The sequence below is a fragment of the Tautonia sociabilis genome (genome assembly GCF_003977685.1).
Lineage (GTDB): Bacteria > Planctomycetota > Planctomycetia > Isosphaerales > Isosphaeraceae > Tautonia > Tautonia sociabilis.
Map to the genome: position 1 here is coordinate 1 of NZ_RYZH01000070.1, position 20,075 is coordinate 20,075.

Sequence of the window (20,075 nt, forward strand, 5' to 3'; positions counted from 1 at the left end):
GTCGAACGATCTGGGCCTTCTGGTCGGGCGTGAAGTGTCTGCGAGTCTGACTCATGGAAGGTGCCTCCGATTGGGGCCATACTAACCCAACCGGCAGAGCATTCCAGTTCCAGGTGAGGCACTACAGGACGCGCCCAGGTAGCGCTAACCCGAAAGTCCGAGCCCTTTTGGAAGATCCTCGGGCGCTACGGAATCTTTTCGAATATCCTCCGCGTTCCGATCTCGTATCCGCCAGAAAAGTGCTACGGGAACGTGCTTTCCGCGATGTGCACCCCCGACCTGAAAGGAACCCAAGGCTCGTTTCTCTACTACACGACCGACTCGGCGCGGGCAGAAGGCGCGCAAACAGGTGGTGAGGTCAAGTCGTTCTTAGTGGAGAACGATCGGTACGTCGGAGCAATCGAAGGTCCCCCGCTTCCAGATGGTGGCTACGCGACTCTTCGCTTCACGTTGGCCGTGAGCGGGAGAGAGGCAATTCTCCAGATCAATGATCACACGGTCGAACTGAAGGAAAATGTGTTTTCCGATTGGGTCGTGCTCAGTTTCCGACTCGGTCGAAAGACGGTGTCGGGCCTCTGCCGGGTGTGCCTTCGATCGACGTCTCCTCACGTCGGCCTCTACATTTCGCCGGTCAATGTCGACCCAGAGAAGCCCGCGCTGCCAATCGCTCGTCCGATCCTCTTCGCTTCCTGGCTATCCCGACGGCTCGGAAGGTTTGGAACCCTTGGCCTGATGGAGGACACGTGGGGACGTAACGAGAACGCGCTCGATGACCAGCGATTTCTTGATCAGACCTACCTTGTTCATGCTGAGCGTGAGCGAATGTTCTTCGAGGCACTCGACCGAACCCGCGAGGGACTTTGCGCCTGCGTGTTCGATGCAAGCGACCGTATCCAGCATATGTTCTGGCGATACCTCGACGAACGGCATCCCTCGCCTCGGGAGAATGGTTCCTCTGATTTTGCTAGCGCCATTCCGGGCATGTACGAGCGGATGGATCAGCTGATCGGTCGGATCCGAACCAAGCTGCAGACGGACGACTTACTCCTCGTACTTAGCGACCACGGATTTGCATCGTTCCGGAGAGGCATCAATCTGAACACGTGGCTCAAAGAGCAGGGATATCTTGTCCTGAAGGAAGGGAAAACAGGAGAAGCGGATTATCTGCGGGATGTCGACTGGGAGAAGAGTCGGGCGTTCGCCCTTGGGTTGACCGGACTCTACGTGAACCTGAAGGGCCGCGAGAGCCGGGGGATCGTCTCAGACGCCGACGCAAAGTCGCTCAAGAAAGAGATCGCCCGCAAGCTCGAAGAACTGCGGGACCCGGAGACGGGCGAACGCACGATTAATCGTGTTTACGATGCTTCCGAGGAGTATCGCGGTTTGTACACGAGCGAAGCTCCGGATTTGATCGTCGGGTACTATCCGGGCTACCGGGTGTCGTGGGATTCGGTCACGGGGATCATGGAGCCTCACGTTTTCTCCAACAACGTGAAGGCGTGGAGTGGCGACCACCACGTCGACCCCGAATTGATTCCCGGGATTTTCTTCTCCAGCGAACGGATCAAGACGGATCGCCCGCACATCCGCGATCTTGCGCCCACCGTTCTGGAGGCATTCGGGGTCCCGGTACCGGCGTATATGGAGGGCAGTCCGGTTTTGTGAGATCGCCGTCTTGTAGCCGCACGGATTGCATGGTCCCAATAGGAGGAGGAGACAATGTTGAAGCCCAAAGTTCAGATAAGCAAGCAATTGCACGAGCGCGTTCGGGTTGCCGCGGCGACGCTCGGAGTAACGGCTGAGGAGTTCGTTGAGAAGACGCTGGAAGAGGCCGCCGAGAAAGTGATCGTTTCCCAGGGCCACTCGGGAGAACTGTCAAAAGAGGAAGAGGAAGCGATTGCGAACCAGCTCAAGGGACTCGGATATCTGGAGTGATTGCCCGAATGGACGTGTTGACAAAGTACCCGTATTGGACACTGATTCTCCTGTCTGTCGCTGCCGGCATCGTCCTGGTGCGCCTTTACGGCTGGATTTCCTCGCAGGAAAAACTGGCCCGAGTGAAGCGAGAGATCTTCGCGAATCTGCTGGAAGCGGTGATCTATCGTCACAATGTCGCACTGTCGCTACGAGCGCAGGCACGAATGCTCGGCGGAGGAGCAAAATATTTCACTCTCGCAGCACCGCCGCTCGTCATTTTGCTCGTTCCATGTATCTTCCTGCTGGGGCAAATGAACTCCCTGGTGGGATACGATCCGGCTGACCCTGGCAAACCCCTGACGGTCAGCCTGAACGTGAAAGACGGCGAAGCCGACATCTTCAACGCCGTACTGAAGGTCCAGGACGCCGAGGTTTCCCCACCTTTGCGCATTCCCTCTGAGCAGCGCGTGATGTGGCGGGTGGTGCCGGAGGATCCGGGTGCCCATCCAATGCGGTTGTTGCTGCCGGACGTCGACGCCGCCCTCGCCGCTTCCCTTGAAGTAGGGACGCGAACTCAGGGGTTCGTGAACTATTCCTCGACTTGGTGGCTTTACCGACTTCTGTACCCGTCATCGATCGATCTTCCGGAAGCAGTGAGCGAGCTAGAGATCTCGTACAGCGAGGCAGAGTACTCTTTGCTCGGTATGCGGATGCACTGGGTGGTCGTATTTGCGCTTGTGTCTCTGCTGGCCGGCCTCATCGCCGGAAAGGCGATGCATATAGAGCTTTAGGCGTTCTAAGAGTAGGAGCCGGATGCAACAGTCACGAGCAGAACGGCCTGCATCGCGATAATTAGAGAAGCTTCGTAACGTTTTTAGTCGAGGAGAAGGCCCAATGGTGAGACCTGTCACAAGGAGACGATTTCTCGCATATTCGCTTGGGACGGTTGGAGCGGCAGCCGTGCCGCGTCCCCTCATCGCATCCTCTCCGCATATCCGCTCTGGCAAGTTTCGTGATAAGGTCGTCGTGCTTGGCTTCGACGGCATGGACCCGATGCTGGTCACTCGCATGATGGACAATGGCGAGTTGCCCAACTTCCAGCGGCTCGCGGCGCGTGGGGGCTTTCAGCGGCTGCGAACGACCATGCCTCCGCAAAGTCCGGTCGCATGGTCTAGCTTCATTACGGGTGCTGAGCCGGGAGGCCATGGGATTTACGATTTCATTCATCGGGATGCTGCCTCATTTATGCCATACCTCTCGACGTCCCGCAGTATCTCCGGTAGCCGGTCGATTGAGATCGGCGACTGGGTGATACCGCTTGAGTCCGGCCGCGTCGACCTGATGAGGCGCGGCACGCCGTTCTGGGATGCGCTCGTCGAGCGGGACATCCCGGTAACAGTTTACGCGCTGCCCGCAAATTTTCCGATCGAACATCGGAGTGACAGCCTGCGTGCTTTGAGCGGAATGGGCACGCCCGATCTGCTCGGCGGTTACGGCCGCTATACTTTGTTTACGGAACGGCCGCTGCCCGAGCAGAAGAGAAGCGGGGGACGCGTCGAGCTGGTGCGAGTCACCAACCACGTAGCAAAGGGAGAGCTTCAGGGGCCGAAGTCGCCTTTCGAACGCAAGCCTCAGCCAATCTCCATACCTGTCACCATGATCCGGGATCCCCGTGAACGAGTGATAAAAATCGATATCGGGGGCCAAGTCGCATTGCTAAAGGAAGGCGAATGGTCGGAATGGATTCCAGTATCGTTCGACTTTATCCCTCTGTTGGCATCGATGAGCGGCGCAGTGCGTTGCTTCGTGAAGCAGGTCCATCCGTTTCTGAGCGTGTACATCTCACCCGTTCAAATCGATCCGATGGATCCCGCGATGCCTATCTGCAATCCGATCGACTACTCGCAGGAGCTCGCCGAAAACATAGGTCGATTCTATACGCAGGGGCTTCCGGCAGACACAAAAGCGCTTTCCGAAGGCGTGCTCGACTCCTACGAGTTCTTGCGCCAGGGGAAGATTGTCTTCGCGGAGAATCTTGCGGCATTCGACTATGAATTCGCAAGATTCAAGGAAGGCTGCTTCGTTTTCTACTTTTCGAGTACCGATCAAATGAGTCACATGCTCATGCGGTGCATGGATCCAAAGCATCCGCTCTATGAACCGGATGCCGTCCAGGAGGTAAAGGATGCGATTCGGTTCTTCTACCGAGGAATGGACGAGGTCGTGGGCCGAGTGCTCGACCGCGTGGATTCGACTACGACCGTGCTTGTGCTCTCGGACCACGGCTTTGCCCCGTTCACACGAGAAATCAATCTGAGCACTTGGCTGGTACAGGAAGGATTCACGGCGGTTACGGATCAGAGCCGCATGCACGAAATGGACTTCTACCAGCTCGTCGACTGGCAGAATACGTCGGCATATGCGCTCGGTATCAACGGGATCTACTTGAATCTGAAAGGACGCGAGAAGCGCGGCACGCTCCCCGAATCAGAGGCACAGCGGGTCAAGAGCGAGATTATCCGTAAGCTGCACGATCTGAAGGACCCATTGACGGGCAAGCGGGTTGTGATGCATGCCTACGACTCCTCAGACCTGTACAGTGGACCGTTCGCCTCACTCGCACCAGATATCCAGGTCGGCTATGCATCGGGCTATCGGGTGAGCGACGAATCCATCCTCGGTGGTTTTCCTGCCGGCATTGTTCGCGACCGCAAAAACCCCTGGGCCTCGGATCACTGCATGGATCCTCGGGTTGTGCCCGGAATCCTCTTCAGCAACCGCACATGGAAGACGGCGGACCCTGCCATTTGGGATCTCGCTCCGACGATCCTCAGGGAGTTCGGCATTTCGGCTCCCAGGAGCATGACAGGCCAGCCATTGAGGGCTTGATCGGCAAGAGCGGCTGGCCTCCCGGGTACCAGGAGTCGTCGCTCGCACGGGCTTGTTCTCCTGAGTAGCTTCATGCTTAGCTAGCTTTGGCACGGACGAACGTTTGGTTGGGACAACCGAAGTATCTGCCCCCGGTATGGAAAGGACGAGGAGTATCGTGAGACGGATCGGTATCTACGTAGGAGCAGTTGGTTGTGGCGCCCTCGCCTCCCCTCACCTCGCATGGGCTTACATCGACCCGGGCACGGGGGCAACGTTCATCGGGAACATGGGGCCGCTCATCGTCGGCATCGTCGGCGGTGGTTTCGCTTTTCTTCTGAAGATCTTCTGGCATCCGATCAAGCGCCGGTTCGGCTCCGACAAGACCAAGCCTCAAGACCCGAGCTCTCACGAATAAGCGTGGGCCTCCTCTACGCTCGCAGGACCTGCTCGCCGATGAGCGTCCCCGATGAGCACGCACCCGGCGGCCGCGATGATCAGGGGCCAAGCTCGCGTAATCTGGTCCCATTCGGTGCCAAAGCGGCCCCCGAGCGGCGTCCTCACCGGTCCGACTTCGCCCGTTCTCCCGCCTTCATGTCCTCCCCATCGAAGGCAACACGGATCCGCGTCGGCCGGTCGGTCCCGACGACGACCTCCCTCCGCTCGCTCATGCCGCCATCCGCGTGTCGCACGTGCAGCGTATATCGGCCGGGCGGAACCGCAGGAATCCGGAACGATCCTTCCGCATCGGTGACGGCGTGGTACGGATGGTCGAAGACGTAGATCCAGGCGGACATCGCCGCGTGGATCGGGCAGCCAATCGCCACCGGATATCTCGTGGCCTCGAAGCGGTGCGTGTAGCTCCCGCCTGGCGGAGTCGTTACGTTGAAGCGATTGTCCGCATTGAGCGAAGAGGCCGTGATCCCGTGGTTGGCGATGTCGCTGTTGCGGAACTCGACCGGGCGGCCCGCTTCCACTGGCAGCACGTGGGGCACGAAGAAGTAATTGACTTGGTCGATCACGGCCGGCTCCTGCTCGGCCGAGCGGTCCGATAGCCCCGCATCCGGCACTCCCTCGAGCCAGACGACCGCATCCTTGAGCCCCTTGGTCTGCGGGTCGACCTCGATCGGGTGCCGCTCCGTCCCCGCCTCCGAGATCGGGATCGGCTCGAGCAGCGGGCCGGTGTAGGTCACGAGGCCCTCCACCGCCGCCGATCTGCCGTCGTGCCGGGGGGCCGTCTCGGCCCGATCGTCCGGGCCGGCTGCGCCGACCGATGCCCACCAGGTCGATGCCCAGAGCAGTGCCGCCGCGATCCCGATCCACCTCCACTGCATGGCTCACCTCGCTCGTGCTCGTGCCGGCTCGTGTCCACGGCCCCCCGGGGCTGCGCGGATCGTCCGCGCGCCGCGATGCCAAGGCCGTTGGTCTTTGACTTCGATATCAGGAGTCGATAGTATACGCGCAGGGCCCGAACCTTCAAGGTGGGCCACCCGGATGCCGGCGACCGCCCGCCCTGGCATCAGGGGCGGAGGTCGCCGGCCGATGACCCTCTTTTTCCTCGCGCTGGCCGGCTTCCTCAGCTGGATCATCAGCACCGTGAGCGGCGGGGGCGGGGCGTTGCTCCTGACACCCGCCGTCGGGTACCTGGTCGGTGCCCGCGCCGTGGCGCCCGTCGTCACGCTGACCAGCCTGCTGGGCGAGCCCACACGCATCTACCTTTTCTGGAAGGACAAGGACATCGATTGGCGAGTCGTCTGTTGGTACCTGCCGGGAGCGACCGTCGGCGCCCTGTTCGGCGCCTGGGTCTTCGCGACGGCCCGGGCCGAGTGGCTCCAGGTCGTCGTCGCGCTGTTCCTGATCAGCACCGTCTGGCAGTACCGCTTCGGCGAACGCGAGCGATCGTGCCCGATGCGGGCCTGGGCGTTCCTGCCCGTCGGCTTCGTCGTCGCTTTCTTCTCTGGCCTGATCGGCGCAACCGGACCGGTCCTCAACCCGTTCTATCTCAACTACGGCGCCATCAAGGAGCGGATGATCGCGACGAAGGGGGTGAACTCCCTGGCCATGCACCTCGTCAAGATCGGCACGTACACCGCGCTGGATTCGCTCACCGGGGAATACCTGCTCTACGGCACGGCGGCGGGGATCGCCGCCGCCGGCGCGAACTGGGTGGGCAAGCGCTGGTTGGAGCGCTTCTCGAACCGGCGCTTCCGCCAGCTGGCCATCGCAGTCATGGTGGCCAGCGGGGCTACCATGCTCTGGACCCAGCGAGACACCCTGCGGGAGGTGTGGGAGAACTCGACCGGGTGGGGCACGATGCGAGGGCGGCGGGCCGGGAGCTGAGAGTGTCGTCCCGTCGTCATGGCATCCACCCGGCGGGCAGGACGATGACGGGGCCGGGCCGCGCCGTGGTGGTGACCCGTGGTCGTCGTCCTCACCCGATGACACTCTCGGAAAGGAGAGTCTCGATGCGCGAACTGCTCTCGATATTGACCACGACCGTCCTGCTCTGGGGGCCGGCCTGGACCTCCCGGGCCGATGACGACGAGGGACAGCCCCGCACCGTCGGGGCGCAGACCGAGGAGAAGCCGATGACCGAGCAACTGCCCTCCCCCGCCGACGTGACGACACCCGTCCATCACGGGGACCTGGACTACAGCAACCCCCACCGGCAGACGGTACATCCCCGCTGGGCGGGCGGCAAGGTCGTCTGGTCCATGCCGCTGGGCCCGGTGGCCATCGACCCACAGAAGACCAACTTCGCCGAGGAATACATCGTCGTCTACTCGACCGATGGCGACGGCGGCAAGCCGGAGAAGGTCGAGGGCCAGTACACGATCTACGACACCAGGCCGGGCGACGAGGGCTACAGCCCGATCTGGCACCACAACTACGTCATCGTCCCGCGCGACTACAAGCCGCAGACCCTGCGTTCCAAGGAGGACGTGCTCAAGAGCGGCTACCGGATCGTGCCTACCGACGAGTACACGAACTGACCGGTGCTCTGAACGTCCGGCGTGTCCGGACCTGGCACCGCCGAACCGGGCCGTGGCGGAGATGCCGCGCTCGGTTCGGCTTCTCTCGCAGCCCCGGCCGAGGCCCTCATCGCAACGGGAATCGCGCGCGGAGAGCATGTGATCTGCGTTAGTGATCCGAGAATGGGTCGATGCGACCATCCCTGCGAGACGAGCCACAACCCAGCCTCGACATCATGCATGGCAGAGGGAGCGGCGGCTCGAACACCATTCGGAAGACTGCCAGCCCGACCAAGTGGGCTGGAGACCAGAGAGGAGGAGAACCCATGGCGACCAGCACGCAGTATCCCGAGTCCGATCCCCGGCACCACACCGCCAATCTCAAGGAGATGCTCAACGAAGCGGCCGCGCACGCGCGCGAGGACATCTCCAAGGTCAGCAACCCGCGGGCGCAGGCGCTCTTCGAGACCACCGCCGAAGTCCTCAAGGGGCTCGTCGTGACCTACGACCATTTCGAGCAGGGGGCCGAGGGCGCCTGGCGCTGAGTGCCTCCGCCGGCACCAGGGCGCAGCCTCGCTCGCGAGGACGGCATCATGGAATCTGATCGACGAACGTTCCTCATTTCGACGGCAACCGCCGGTGTCGTCGGCCTGATGGCCACCCTTCCCCGGGCGCTCGCCGAGGAGGGAGCGGGCGAGGAGGAGGTCTCGCCCGCCGAGGACCTGATGCGCGAACACGGTGTGCTCAAGCGCGTCCTTCTGATCTACGGAGAGGGGGTCCGCCGGATCGACTCCGGCGCGGACCTGCCTCCGGAGGTGATCGCGGGGGGCGCGACGATCATCCGCGACTTCATCGAGGACTACCATGAGAAGCTCGAGGAGGATTACCTCTTCCCCCGCTTCCGCAAGGCCAACCGCCTGGTCGACCTCGTCGACGTCCTCGTCGCGCAGCACCGGGCCGGCCGCCGCCTGACCGACCAGGTCCTGGCTCTGGCCACGCCACGCGGCCTGAAGGACCCCGAGGACCGTCGGAGGCTCGCCGACTCGCTGCGCCAGTTCATCCGGATGTACGAACCGCACGAAGCGCGCGAGGATACGGTGCTCTTCCCCGCGCTGCGCAAGATCGTCACCCCGAACGAGTACGCCGCCCTGGGCGAGGACTTCGAGAAGAAGGAGCACGAGCTGTTCGGCGAGGGCGGGTTCGACGCCATGGTCGATCGCGTGGCGGCCCTGGAGAAAGCGCTGGGCATCTACGACCTCGCTCAGTTCACGCCGAAGGCGTGACCATCTCCGTCACAGACCGCGACCCGACGCGGTCGACCGTGGCGGAGCGATGGCCCTCGCATCTGCTTCCGGCGGCCGCTCTCTTCGTCGTCAAAACGCACAAGGAGCGCGATGAGGAATGAAAACGAGTTCTTTGATGCTGGCTGGCTCTCCTGCATTCACGTTCGTGCTGATGATGGGCGTCGTCAATCTCTTTGGCGACATGACGTACGCAGGAGGCGCCAGCATCAACGGTCCATTCCTGGGCACGCTGGGAGCTGCGGCCGTCGCCATCAGTATCATCGGCGGTTTGAGCGAATTTCTCGGCTACACCGTCCGCTCTGTTGCTGGTTACCTTGCCGACAAGACCGGAAGATATTGGCTCGTTACCTTCATCGGCTACGCCCTCAACCTGTTCCTCGTCCCGGCAATGGCGCTATCTGGCAATTGGCAGATCGCAGGCGCTCTTATTCTTGCACAGGGCATCGGAAGGGGCATCCGAAAGCCGACTGTCGCAGCCATGCTCTCCTACTCGACGGGGAGGCATGGCAAGGGTCGGGTGTACGCCGTGAACGCCGCGCTGGATCAGACCGGCGCGACGGTCGGACCTCTCTTCATGGCGCTCGCCCTATTTCTAAACGCGAGCTACCAGACCGGTTACGCGCTGCTGCTGATCTCCGCATGTCTGGCCATCGCTTCGCTCGTCGCCGCTCGGGTCGTGTTTCCAGTCCCGTCCCGCCTGGAGCAACCTGGGGAGAAAACGGCGCAGGCAGACCGGTTCACGGCCAGCTACTGGCTCTACGTGGTTGCGGGCGCGTGTTTTGCCGCAGGACTGTCAACCATCGCACTCATCGCCTACCACCTGTCCCACAGCGGGACCGTTCCGCGGCCTTGGATCCCGCTCTTTCTTGCCGTTGCGACGGGGATCGCCGCACTGACGAGCCTGTTGATCGGCTGGCTGTACGACCGCATCGGCATCTGGGTTGTCCTTGGCGCCGTCTGTCTGACTGCCGTGTTTCCGCCGCTCGTTTTTCTGGGCGGCTTCAATGTAGCGCTATTGGGAATGGTGTTTTGGGGAGTCGGGGAAGCGACCGAGAGGACACTCCTGAGTGCGATTATTGTCGGTGTCCTGCCCAAAGGCCGGCGGAATCTGGCCTTCGGGCTCTTCTACCTGGGCTTCGGTGGAGGTTTCCTGGTTGGAGGCGTGACCATGGGCTTGCTCTACGATTACTCGCGCGCTCTGCTCAGCGCGTTCGCCGTCGCGGCGATGCTTGCATCGGTGCCTTTCTTCCTGCTTGCCGCCCGACGCCAGAGCTAACATGAACGCGGAGTCGGCCCATGATTACGAATCGACTTCTCAGAAATACTTGTCGTGCAGGCGATCTGGTCGACCATTGCCTGGCTCACGGCCGCGGTCATCGCGCGGACGGTTCTCGGCCGGAAAGTCCTGTCGCGCATCCCCTGAATCTCTTCCGACGGATCGTCAGCGCCGTCGTGTTGCTGCTCGGAGTTTACATGACCGCCCGTGCCATCATGCCCTAGCAGCCCGCACGGGTTGATCCGACCACTCGCCTTCAGGCCAACCGCGTACTGCTCCAGAGAGTGGGGTCTACGGAGCGGATGGCTGACTCCCGGCCCGCTCCTGGCTAGAGCAGGTACCCGCCCGCGACGAACGCGAGATAGAGGACGACCAGCAACGCGCCGCCAGGGCGTGACACCCGCCGCCTCCACACGAGCGCCGAGACCACGAGAATGGTCAGCAGACTCGCGGGATAATAGAACCGCACCACCAGATCATCCGCCTCGACTGGGCGGATCAGCGCGATGACCCCCGCATTGAACAGGAAGAAGGCGAGGACCGATCCGGCCACGTTGCCGAAGCTGATGTCAGGCCGGCCCTTGAGCGCCGCGGGCAGCTCCCGGGCCAGCTCCTCGATGCTGACCAGCAGCGCCAGGATCGTCATCCCGAAGACGGTCTCCGGGAGCCCGACGGCCGCAATGATATCCCGCGCACCATAGACCAGCATCTCGCTGCCGACCACCAGGCCGACCAGGGACAGCGCCAGCAGGCCGAGGGACCTCCATGCGCTGCGCGATCGGGCCTCCTCCAGGGCCTCAGCCACCTCACCCTCGGGGCGGATATCGAAGCCCTTGCGCCCCAAGTACCAGAGATAGGCGACCGACAGGATGTAGCCCAGGAGCAAGGCGACCCCGTCCCACCGCCCCAGCCGGCCGTCGGAGCCCAGGGCTCCCAGCAGCAGCACCGCCAGGACGGGTACGAGGAGCACCCGTGCCGGGACCTGCTCGAATCGCATCGGGGCGAGCAGCGCCGTGACGCCGAAGGCCAGCGCGACGGCGACCATGGCGGCCCCGAGGATCGAGCCGAGCGCCAGGCCCGAGGCACCCTCGTAGGCCGCGGCCCCCCCGACCGCGAGGTTCTCAGGGTCGAACCCGATGAAGATCACGCCGACGAAGAACGCCGAGACCCCCAGCCCCACGGACGCGCCGACTGCGCCCTCGACGAGCTTCTCGGCGGAGAAGACGACGATCGCGATCCCGAGGACGAACAACGCGACGGAGGTGAGCATCTCCATGACGATCGGGCCTCCTGACGCATCGCGTCGGCCGGGGACCACGAATCCGGTCAACCTTGATCATTGTATCCGATATCGTCTTGGGATATTATGGCCGGCGTTCGGCGCGATGCAACGAGAACCCGGACGGACGGGAGCCCCCGTCGGAGGAGCGTCCATGCGGTTTGCGCGAACGATCCTGGCTACGCACGCCCCGGCCGCCGTCGTCCTCATCCGGCTGCTGGTCGGGGCCGTCTTCCTCTCCGAGGGCATCCAGAAGTTCCTCTTCCCGGAGGATCGCGGGCCCGGGCGGTTCGAGAGGATCGGCCTGCCGGAGCCGGAATTGCTCGCCAATTTCGTCGGCGTGGTGGAGATCGCCTGCGGGGGGCTGGTCCTGCTGGGCCTGCTGACCCGGCTGGCGGCGATCCCCCTGATCATCGACATGCTGGTGGCGCTGGTGACCACGAAGCTGCCCGTCCTCCTGGGCCACGGCTTCTGGGGCCTCGCCCTGCGCGACCTGTCGCACTACGGGTTCTGGGCGGCGGCCCACGAGGCCCGCACCGACTGGTCGATGCTCCTGGGCTCGATCTTCCTGCTGATCGTCGGGGCGGGGCGCTGGGGCCTGGATGCGGTACTGACACGGGATGCAAAGGAGGCTCATGGATAAACCCGGCAACATTCAACTGCTGACCCCGCCGCGCGTCGGCGCGCCCGCCCTGCGGGAGCTGGCCCTCGTCTTCCTCAAGCTCGGGGCCACCGCCTTCGGCGGGCCCGCGGCGCACGTCGCGATGATGGAGGACGAGGTCGTCCGCCGCCGCGGCTGGCTCACCCACGCCGAGTTCCTCGACCTCCTCGGGGCGACGAATCTGATCCCCGGGCCCAACTCGACGGAGATGGCCATCCACATCGGCTGGCACCGCGCCCGCTGGGCTGGGCTGCTGGTCGCCGGGGCCTGCTTCATCCTGCCGGCGGTCGTCATCGTCACGGCGCTGGCCTGGGCCTACGTCCGCTTCGGCTCCGTCCCCGCTGCGGAGGGGCTGCTCTACGGCGTCAAGCCGGTCATCATCGCCGTCGTGGTGCAGGCCCTCTGGCGGCTGGGGCGGGGGGCCCTGAAGACTCGCACCCTGGCCGCGGTCGCCGCCGGCGCGGCCCTGCTCAACCTGCTCGGGGTCGACGAACTGGTCGTCCTCTTCGGCACGGGGATCGGGATGGCCGTCGCACGGTCGGCCCGCCGGCGCGCCGGGGCGACCCCGCTGCTCGGCCTCGCCCCCGTGGCCCTCGCCCCGACGGCCGGGGGAGCCGCCGCGGTCGCCCCGTTCGGGCTCTGGCCCCTGTTCCTGTTCTTCCTCAAGGTCGGCTCGGTCCTGTTCGGCAGCGGCTACGTCCTGCTCGCCTTCCTCCGCGCCGACCTGGTCGAGCGCTGGGGCTGGCTGACCGAGCAGCAGCTCCTGGACGCCGTGGCGATCGGCCAGTTCACCCCGGGCCCCCTCTTCACGACCGCCACGTTCATCGGCTACGTCTTGGCCGGGCTGCCCGGCGCCGCGCTTGCCACGGTCGGGATCTTCCTGCCCGCGTTCGCCTTCGTGGCCCTCAGCGGTCCCCTGATCCCCCGGCTGCGCCGCTCGGCGATCGCCGGGGCGTTCCTCGACGGGGTCAACGCCGCCGCGCTGGCGCTGATGGCCGTCGTCACCTGGCAACTCGGCCGCGCGGCGGTCGTGGACCTCGCGACGGCCCTCCTGGCCATCGCCAGTGCCGTCATCCTCATCCGCTATGGCACCAACTCGGCGTGGCTGATCCTCGGCGGGGCCGCCGTCGGCCTCTTCATGACGGCCCTGCCTGAGTGACGCGGCCGACGACGTGAGGCGACACTCCCCGGTGTCCCCGCCGGGTGGCCACGCCCCTCCGTCACTCCTCGCGATCGGGTGCGCCCCCACGCTCGACCGGCGCCCCCGCGGCGTTGCCCCAGTCGGACCAGCCGAGGTAGTAGTTCTGAGCCGGGAGCCCGAGCCGCTCCAGGACGAACGCGTCGACCGAGGCCCGGCCGCCGCTCTGGCAGTGGGTGATCACCGGGCGGCCGGGCTCCAGGCCGAGGGCCTTCATGCGGGGGCGGATGGCGTCCTCGGGGAGGAACCGGCCATGCTCGTCGACGAGCGTGGCCCACTCCAGGTGGCAGGCGGTCGGGACGTGGCCGCCCTTCTTCGAGCGGACCTGCTCGCCGACGTACTCGGCGACGCTGCGGGCGTCGACGACCTGGGCCGAGCCCTCCTCGACGGCCCGGAGCACCTCCTCCCGCGTGGCATGGCGATCGCGGCGGAACTGGACGCGGAATGGCCGAGGCTCGACCGTGGGGACCTCCGTCGTCACCGGGCGACCCTGCTCCTGCCAGAGGGGGAAGCCGCCGTCGATCAGGCCGACCTCATCGATGCCGAGATAGCTGAGCAGCCACCAGAAGCGGGCCGCGTCCTTCTGGCGGTTGGCGTCGTAGACATAGACTTCGGTCTCGGGGCCGATCCCCAGCGGGGCGATCCAGCGCTGCCACACCTCACGGTCGGCCAGGGCACCGGGCCGGGCGGCCAGCGCCTCGACCGCCTTGGCATCGACCCAGACGGCGCCCGGGAGATGCCCCGCGTCGTATTGGGGGCGGGGGCGGACATCGAGCAGGCGGAAGCCCTGGTCGCCGAGCCGGGCCTGGAGCTCGTCGAAGGTCAGCAGGCAGGCGGCCGAATCGCTGCCGTCGTCCGGCAATGGGGCACTGAGGGCAATCGAGGCGATCACGAGCTTGATCATCGGATCCGTCCTCCGGCAAGGTCGGGGCCTTTGGGTCTCTGGATGCGTCAGCCCGCACCCAGCCATCCCGTACCGGCTCCCCCTCTTGGGGAGGAGCCGGGAATGCGGGCTTGCCGGCCCATTCTTGACGGTGTACTATCGCGTGTCAATATCGACTCGTCAGACCGGAGCCCGAACGCTGTGAGTGGCGAGCTGCTGACCAAGATGTTCTTCGGCGGGTTCGTGCGGCTGCACATCCTCTACCACGCCGTCAAGGAGCCGATCTTCGGCGTGGAGATGATGGAGGAGCTCGCCCGGCACGGCTACGACGTCGGGCCGGGCACGCTCTACCCGATCCTCCATCAGCTCGAGGAGGCCGGCTACCTGACGGTGCATACCGAGGTCGTCGGCGGCAAGCAGCGCAAGTACTACCGCGCCACCGCCGAGGGGGCCCAGGCGCTCGAGGAAGCGAAGGCGAAGCTCCGCGAGCTGGTCAAGGAGGTCGTCCACGACGACACGCCCACCCCGTCGATCCGGTCGAAGGGCCGCAAGCCCGGCCGCGAGGGGCGCTGACCCGGCGGGCCGGCGCCGTGTCCAACGCAGAGATGAAGACGAAGCCTATGGGACTGAAAGACACCACCAGACGAAGCTTCCTCGTCGGCGCCGCGGGGCTGGCCTGCCTCGCGGCGACTGCGGCCGCGGAGCCCACGCCGCGCCACGACGCCGCGGCGGGCGGTGCCGGATTCCGCTTCGCCTTCCTGCCAGACATCCACCTGATGCGCGAGCGCCGCGGGCCGGTCGGGATGGCCGCCTGCCTGGCGGCGGTGGAGAAGCTCGACCGGAAACCAGCCTTCATCGTAACCGGCGGGGACCTGATCGACAGCCTGCGCTTCAAGGACGTGCGCGAGGCCAACGAGCTCGCCGACCTCTTCGTCCAGATCTGGAACACCCACACGAAGCTCCCCGCCTACCACTGCCTCGGCAACCACGACGCGGCCGGGTGGGGCAGGAGCCGCTTCCCCAAGGACCATCCCCAGTTCGGCTTCAATCTGCTCAAGGAGAAGCTGGGCATGGAGGGGCTCTACTACAGCTTCGACCACGGCGGCTGGCACTTCGTGGTGCTGCTGAACCTCACGCTCACGACGCCCGGCGAGTACGTCAGCGAGTTCGACGAGGAGCAGATGGAGTTCCTGCGGGACGACCTCCGGCGGCACGCTGACCGGCCCACGATGATCTTCGCCCATTTCCCCGCCGTCTCCGCCGTCGAGTTCTTCGATGGCCGGGCCGAGCTCAAGAGCAATGTCTGGACCCTGGGCACGAAACGCATGAGCCGCAACCCGATGGCGCTGGTCGAGGCCGTCGCGGGGGCGAACGTGAAGGCCGTCTTCAGCGGCCATATCCACCGGACGGATCGGATCCAGGCCGCCGGTCTGGACTTCATCTGCGCCGGCTCGGTCAGCGGCGACAAATGGCGAGGCCACGATCATGGCACCCCCGAAGGGTTCGGCGTCGTCGATTGCCGCGCCGACGGGAGCTTCGAGTACGCCTACGTCGACTACGGCTGGGAGGCACGCACCTAGCGCGTGACGTCCAGCCCGCAATCGCTTCGACCGTCAGCCGACCCACGAGAACCTCGGGAGGCCCGCATGACCGCGAAGAGAACTCAGGCCGCGATCCTCGCCACCCTCTCCGCCCTGCTGGCGGCGGCCGGCACCGGGTGCGATCGGCCGGCACCGGCCGCCGGCCCGCAGGAGCCGACCCGCGAACAGCTCGAGGCCCGCATCGAGGCCCTCGAAGGGCTCCTCCCCTCCCAGTCGCACATGATGGCCGACGTCGGCTACCACTTCTCGAACCTCTGGTTCGCCGGCCGCGCCGAGAACTGGCCGCTGGCCGAGTTCTACCTGGCCGAGACGAGGTCCCATCTCCGCTGGGCCGTCCGCCGCATCCCGATCCGCAAGGACAACCAGGGTCAGGATATCAACCTGGTCAACATCCTCGAGGCCTTCGAGAACGGCTCGCTCGACAAGATCCAGAAATCCATCGCCCAGAAGGACCGGGCCGCCTTCGAGACGCTCTACAAGGAGAGCCTGACGATGTGCTACTCCTGCCACAAGGCGGCCGACAAGCCCTACCTCCGCCCGCGCATCCCCGAAGAGCCGGAGACCGACATCATCAACTTCGACCCCGACGCCGACTGGCCACTGTGACCGGTTGCCACCGGGATGGTTCGGACCGGCTCCATCCCTCCCTCGTTGCTTCCTACAGCGTTTCCCGATCGATCATTCCGCCGCCCTCACCCAGGTCCTCTCCCCCGTTCAGGGGGGAGAGGATGGCCGAAGGCCGGTGAAGGGACCTCGACTCGCTCGACGCCAAGCAGATACCCGCTCTAACGGACCGTGCCCATGAACCCGATCGCCTTCGCCATGCGCCGGCCGCTGACCGTCATGGTCGCCGTCGTCGCCGTCGCCCTCGGCAGCGTCCTGGCCGTGCTGCGCATGCCCATCGACATCTTCCCCAGGCTCAACCTGCCGGTCGTCTACGTCTGCCAGCCCTACGGCGGCATGGACCCGGCCCAGATGGAAGGGCTCTTAACCAACTACTACGAGTACCACTTCCTCTACATCTCGGGCATCCACCACGTCGAGTCGAAGAACGTGCAGGGGATGGCCATCATGAAGCTGTTCTTCCACCCCGGCACGAACATGGCCCAGGCCATGGCCGAGACGATCGGCTACGTCACGAGATCCCGCGCCTTCATGCCGCCGGGGACCATCTCCCCCTTCATCACCCGCTTCGACGCCGGCAGCGTCCCGGTCGGCTACCTCGTCCTCTCCAGCGAGACCAAGACCGTCGGCGAGATCCAGGACCAGGCGCTGTTCCAGGTCCGGCCGATGTTCGCCAGCCTGCCGGGCGTCTCGGCCCCGCCCCCCTTCGGCGGCAGCTCGCGCAGCGTGGTCGTGCGGCTCGACCCGGATCGCCTGCGGTCCTACCGGATGTCCCCCGACGAGGTGATCCGGGCCTTGACCTCGGGCAACATCATCAGCCCCTCGGGCACCATCCGCATCGACGACGAGATGCCAATCGTGCCGGTCAACTCGCTGGTCGAGAACATCGACGAGCTCCTGGATATTCCGATCCGCCCCGGGGCCCAGCCGACGGTCTACCTCCGCGACGTGGCGACGGTCGAGGACGCCACCGACATCCCCGTCGGCTACGCCCTGGTCAACGGCCGACGCGCCGTCTACATCCTCGTGACCAAACGGGCCGACGCCTCGACGCTGGCGGTGGTCAACAACGTCAAGGAGGCCCTGCCGAGCATGCGGGCGGTCCTGCCCGAGGACATCGACGTCAGCTTCGAGTTCGACCAGTCCCCCACCGTCACCCGGCCGATGGAGAGCCTGGTCGTGGAGGGGGCGCTGGGCGCCTGCCTGATCGGGCTGATGGTGCTGGTCTTCCTCCGCGACTGGCGGAGCGTCATCGTCGTGGTCCTGAACATCCCGTTCGCCCTCTGCGGGGCATTGGTGGGGCTGTGGTTGACCGGGCAGACCCTCAACCTCATGACCCTCGGCGGTCTGGCCCTGGCCGTCGGCATCCTGGTCGACGAGTCCACCGTCGCGATCGAGAATATCCACTCCAAGATGGAGCGCACCGGCTCGATCGCCCTGGCCGTCCGGCAGGGGACCCAGGACACGGCGATCCCCCGGCTGCTGGCGATGCTCTGCATCCTGGCGGTCTTCATCCCGTCGTTCTTCATGCAAGGGGCGGCCCAGGCCCTGTTCGTGCCGCTGTCCCTGGCCGTCGGCTTCGCGATGATCTCCTCGTACCTGCTCTCCAGCACCTTCGTGCCGGTGCTGGCCACCTGGCTCTTGCGGCAACATCACCAGGAGGGTAACGGCCAGCCGCGGCGTACCCTGTTCGACCGGTTCCGCGACGGCTACACCGCGGCCACCGGGGGCATCCTCCGCCTGCGGTGGGTCGTGCTGCCGGTCTACCTGGTCGGCGCGGGCCTGGTCATCTTCGCGGTGGGCCGCGGGCTGGGGCTGGAGATCTTCCCCCGGGTCGACGCCGGGCGGTTCCAGCTCCGCATCAAGGCGCCGACCGGCACGCGGATCGAGCAGACCGAGCAGGTCGTCCGGGACGTCCTGGCGGCGGTCCGCGAGGAGACCGGCGAGGATGCGGTGGCCATCTCGGTCGGCTACGTCGGGCTGATCCCGTCGGCCTACCCGGTCAACGCGATCTACCAGTGGACCGGCGGGCCGGAGGAGGCCATCGTGCGCGTGGCCACGAACGAAGAGGCCGAGGTCGACATCGGGGAGCTCAAGGGCCGGCTCCGCGAGCGCCTCAACGCCGAGATGCCGGAGGTCCGGTTCTCGTTCGAGCCGGCCGACATCGTCAGCGAGGTCATGAGCTTCGGCTCGCCGACGCCGGTGGAGGTCGCCGTCAGCGGCTCGGACTTCGCCGCCGTCCGCGCCCACGCCGAGCAAGTCCGCGCGGAGCTGGCGGAGGTCCCCTCGCTGCGCGACCTCCAGTACGCCCAGGCGCTGGACTACCCGACCGTCCGCGTCGAGATCGACCGCGAGCGGGCCGGGCTGGCCGGCGTGACGGTCGAGGAGGTCGCCCGATCGCTGGTCGCGGCCACCTCCTCCAGCCGGTTCGTCGTGCCCAACTACTGGCCCGACCCCAAGACCGGCATCGGCTACCAGGTGCAGGTGGAGATCCCCTACCAGGTCATGGACTCGGTCGAGGACATCGAGACGATCCCGATCGAGACGGCCGCCGGCCAACCCCTGCTGCTGCGAGACGTGGCCGAAGTGCATCACGACACGATGCCGGGCGAGTACGACCGCTACAACATGAAGCGGATGCTCACCCTGACGGCCAACGTCGTCGGCGAGGACCTGGGGACCGTCGCCGGCCAGGTCGATCGGGCGCTGGAGCGGGCCGGCGAGCCGCCCCGGGGGATCATGGTCGACGTCCGCGGCCAGATCGCCCCGCTGCGCGAGATCCTCAACGGGCTGTCGGTCGGCCTGATCATGTCGGTCGTGGTGATCCTGCTGCTCCTGACGGCCAACTTCCAGTCGATCCGGCTAGCCCTGGTCTCGGTCGCGACGACCCCCGCGGTGATCGCTGGCGTCGCCATCGCGCTGGCGTTGACCGGCACGACGGTCAACCTCCAGTCGTTCATGGGCTCGATCATGGGCCTCGGCGTGGCGGTGGCCAACGCGATCCTGCTGGTGACGTTCGCCGAGCGGAGCCGCCTGGCCGGCGCCTCGGCGCGGGAGGCGGCCGTGCGAGCCGCCCACGATCGCCTGCGGCCGATCCTGATGACCAGCCTGGCGATGATCGCCGGCATGGTGCCGATGGCCCTGGGATTGGGCGAGGGCGGCGAGCAGACCGCCCCGCTGGGCCGGGCCGTCATCGGCGGCCTGGCCGCCTCGACGCTGACGACCCTGCTGGTCTTGCCGTCGATCTTCGCGATCGTTCAGGGCGGGGCCGACCGGCGGTCCGCCTCGATCGACCCGTTCGATCCCGAGAGCACGCGGTTCGTCGGCGAGCCCGGCGACGAGCAACCGATCCTCGCCGACGAACTCGCGGCCGATCGGATCCGGCGACGGACCGACGAAGCGGAGTGGCGCCCCGAATTCATCGATGGTCAGCAGGAAGTGAGCGACGACGATTCCTTGGCGTGACCGACCTTCCCACGAGTCTCCGAGCCC

At 65.6% G+C, this 20,075-nt stretch carries 19 protein-coding genes; 16 read left to right on the forward strand and 3 right to left on the reverse strand.

Features of this window, described 5'->3' with window-relative positions:
* Nucleotides 1-264: 264 nt before the first annotated feature.
* The 5 genes from TsocGM_RS23300 to TsocGM_RS23320 all read left to right on the forward strand — a co-directional run bounded on the left by TsocGM_RS23300 (nucleotide 265) and on the right by TsocGM_RS23320 (nucleotide 5,203).
* Entirely contained in the window at nucleotides 265-1,665 is a 1,401-nt protein-coding gene (locus tag TsocGM_RS23300; protein ID WP_126727867.1) for an alkaline phosphatase family protein, read from the forward strand.
* A 54-nt stretch (nucleotides 1,666-1,719) separates the two neighbouring features.
* Nucleotides 1,720-1,935: a hypothetical protein gene (locus TsocGM_RS23305; RefSeq protein WP_126727868.1), complete on the forward strand. Its 216-nt coding sequence runs from the start codon at nucleotides 1,720-1,722 to the stop codon at nucleotides 1,933-1,935.
* 8 nt (nucleotides 1,936-1,943) lie between these two features.
* Nucleotides 1,944-2,708, forward strand: coding sequence for a hypothetical protein (locus tag TsocGM_RS23310; protein WP_126727869.1), 765 nt, complete (start codon nucleotides 1,944-1,946; stop codon nucleotides 2,706-2,708).
* Between the two features lie 169 nt (nucleotides 2,709-2,877).
* Nucleotides 2,878-4,806 carry an alkaline phosphatase family protein gene (locus tag TsocGM_RS23315; protein WP_158633725.1) on the forward strand — a complete coding sequence of 643 codons (1,929 nt, stop codon included), beginning with the start codon at nucleotides 2,878-2,880 and terminating at the stop codon, nucleotides 4,804-4,806.
* A gap of 157 nt (nucleotides 4,807-4,963) precedes the next feature.
* The gene (locus TsocGM_RS23320; RefSeq protein ID WP_199756883.1) at nucleotides 4,964-5,203 is read left to right on the forward strand and encodes a hypothetical protein; all 240 of its coding nucleotides are present in this window, start codon (nucleotides 4,964-4,966) and stop codon (nucleotides 5,201-5,203) included.
* A gap of 142 nt (nucleotides 5,204-5,345) precedes the next feature.
* Here the strand turns inward: TsocGM_RS23320 and TsocGM_RS23325 are convergent, their stop codons facing one another.
* A complete protein-coding gene (locus TsocGM_RS23325; RefSeq protein WP_126727871.1) occupies nucleotides 5,346-6,119 on the reverse strand; it encodes a carboxypeptidase regulatory-like domain-containing protein in 774 nt (257 codons plus the stop codon).
* A 208-nt stretch (nucleotides 6,120-6,327) separates the two neighbouring features.
* On the opposite strand from TsocGM_RS23325, the gene TsocGM_RS23330 reads away from it, so the two are divergent.
* From TsocGM_RS23330 to TsocGM_RS23350, 5 genes are all read left to right on the forward strand, one after another.
* Entirely contained in the window at nucleotides 6,328-7,125 is a 798-nt protein-coding gene (locus TsocGM_RS23330) for a sulfite exporter TauE/SafE family protein (protein ID WP_126727872.1), read from the forward strand.
* Nucleotides 7,126-7,250: 125 nt separating this feature from the next.
* Nucleotides 7,251-7,778, forward strand: a complete 528-nt coding sequence (locus tag TsocGM_RS23335) for a hypothetical protein (RefSeq protein ID WP_126727873.1) — start codon at nucleotides 7,251-7,253, stop codon at nucleotides 7,776-7,778.
* Nucleotides 7,779-8,083: 305 nt separating this feature from the next.
* The gene (locus TsocGM_RS23340; RefSeq protein WP_126727874.1) at nucleotides 8,084-8,302 is read left to right on the forward strand and encodes a hypothetical protein; all 219 of its coding nucleotides are present in this window, start codon (nucleotides 8,084-8,086) and stop codon (nucleotides 8,300-8,302) included.
* Nucleotides 8,303-8,350: 48 nt separating this feature from the next.
* Nucleotides 8,351-9,040: a hemerythrin domain-containing protein gene (locus TsocGM_RS23345; protein ID WP_126727875.1), complete on the forward strand. Its 690-nt coding sequence runs from the start codon at nucleotides 8,351-8,353 to the stop codon at nucleotides 9,038-9,040.
* Nucleotides 9,041-9,158: 118 nt separating this feature from the next.
* Entirely contained in the window at nucleotides 9,159-10,337 is a 1,179-nt protein-coding gene (locus tag TsocGM_RS23350; RefSeq protein WP_126727876.1) for an MFS transporter, read from the forward strand.
* A gap of 328 nt (nucleotides 10,338-10,665) precedes the next feature.
* Here the strand turns inward: TsocGM_RS23350 and TsocGM_RS23355 are convergent, their stop codons facing one another.
* The gene (locus TsocGM_RS23355) at nucleotides 10,666-11,613 is read right to left on the reverse strand and encodes a sodium:calcium antiporter (protein WP_126727877.1); all 948 of its coding nucleotides are present in this window, start codon (nucleotides 11,611-11,613) and stop codon (nucleotides 10,666-10,668) included.
* A 178-nt stretch (nucleotides 11,614-11,791) separates the two neighbouring features.
* On the opposite strand from TsocGM_RS23355, the gene TsocGM_RS23360 reads away from it, so the two are divergent.
* Nucleotides 11,792-12,259: a DoxX family protein gene (locus TsocGM_RS23360; RefSeq protein ID WP_391733068.1), complete on the forward strand. Its 468-nt coding sequence runs from the start codon at nucleotides 11,792-11,794 to the stop codon at nucleotides 12,257-12,259.
* A complete protein-coding gene (gene chrA / locus TsocGM_RS23365) occupies nucleotides 12,252-13,436 on the forward strand; it encodes a chromate efflux transporter (RefSeq protein WP_126727879.1) in 1,185 nt (394 codons plus the stop codon). The genes TsocGM_RS23360 and chrA overlap by 8 nt, the downstream gene beginning before the upstream one ends.
* A gap of 61 nt (nucleotides 13,437-13,497) precedes the next feature.
* Here chrA and TsocGM_RS23370 read toward each other — a convergent pair whose 3' ends face one another.
* A complete protein-coding gene (locus tag TsocGM_RS23370) occupies nucleotides 13,498-14,379 on the reverse strand; it encodes a sulfurtransferase (RefSeq protein ID WP_126727880.1) in 882 nt (293 codons plus the stop codon).
* A 180-nt stretch (nucleotides 14,380-14,559) separates the two neighbouring features.
* Here TsocGM_RS23370 and TsocGM_RS23375 point away from each other — a divergent pair, with 180 nt between their 5' ends.
* From TsocGM_RS23375 to TsocGM_RS23390, 4 genes are all read left to right on the forward strand, one after another.
* Nucleotides 14,560-14,931 carry a PadR family transcriptional regulator gene (locus tag TsocGM_RS23375; RefSeq protein WP_199756884.1) on the forward strand — a complete coding sequence of 124 codons (372 nt, stop codon included), beginning with the start codon at nucleotides 14,560-14,562 and terminating at the stop codon, nucleotides 14,929-14,931.
* Nucleotides 14,932-14,963: 32 nt separating this feature from the next.
* Nucleotides 14,964-15,938: a metallophosphoesterase family protein gene (locus tag TsocGM_RS23380; RefSeq protein WP_126727881.1), complete on the forward strand. Its 975-nt coding sequence runs from the start codon at nucleotides 14,964-14,966 to the stop codon at nucleotides 15,936-15,938.
* Nucleotides 15,939-16,004: 66 nt separating this feature from the next.
* Complete coding sequence (locus TsocGM_RS23385; RefSeq protein WP_126727882.1) at nucleotides 16,005-16,565, forward strand: hypothetical protein; 561 nt, start codon at nucleotides 16,005-16,007, stop codon at nucleotides 16,563-16,565.
* A 195-nt stretch (nucleotides 16,566-16,760) separates the two neighbouring features.
* Nucleotides 16,761-20,048 (forward strand): efflux RND transporter permease subunit, encoded by a 3,288-nt coding sequence (locus TsocGM_RS23390; RefSeq protein WP_126727883.1) that lies wholly within the window; start codon nucleotides 16,761-16,763, stop codon nucleotides 20,046-20,048.
* Nucleotides 20,049-20,075: the final 27 nt, after the last annotated feature.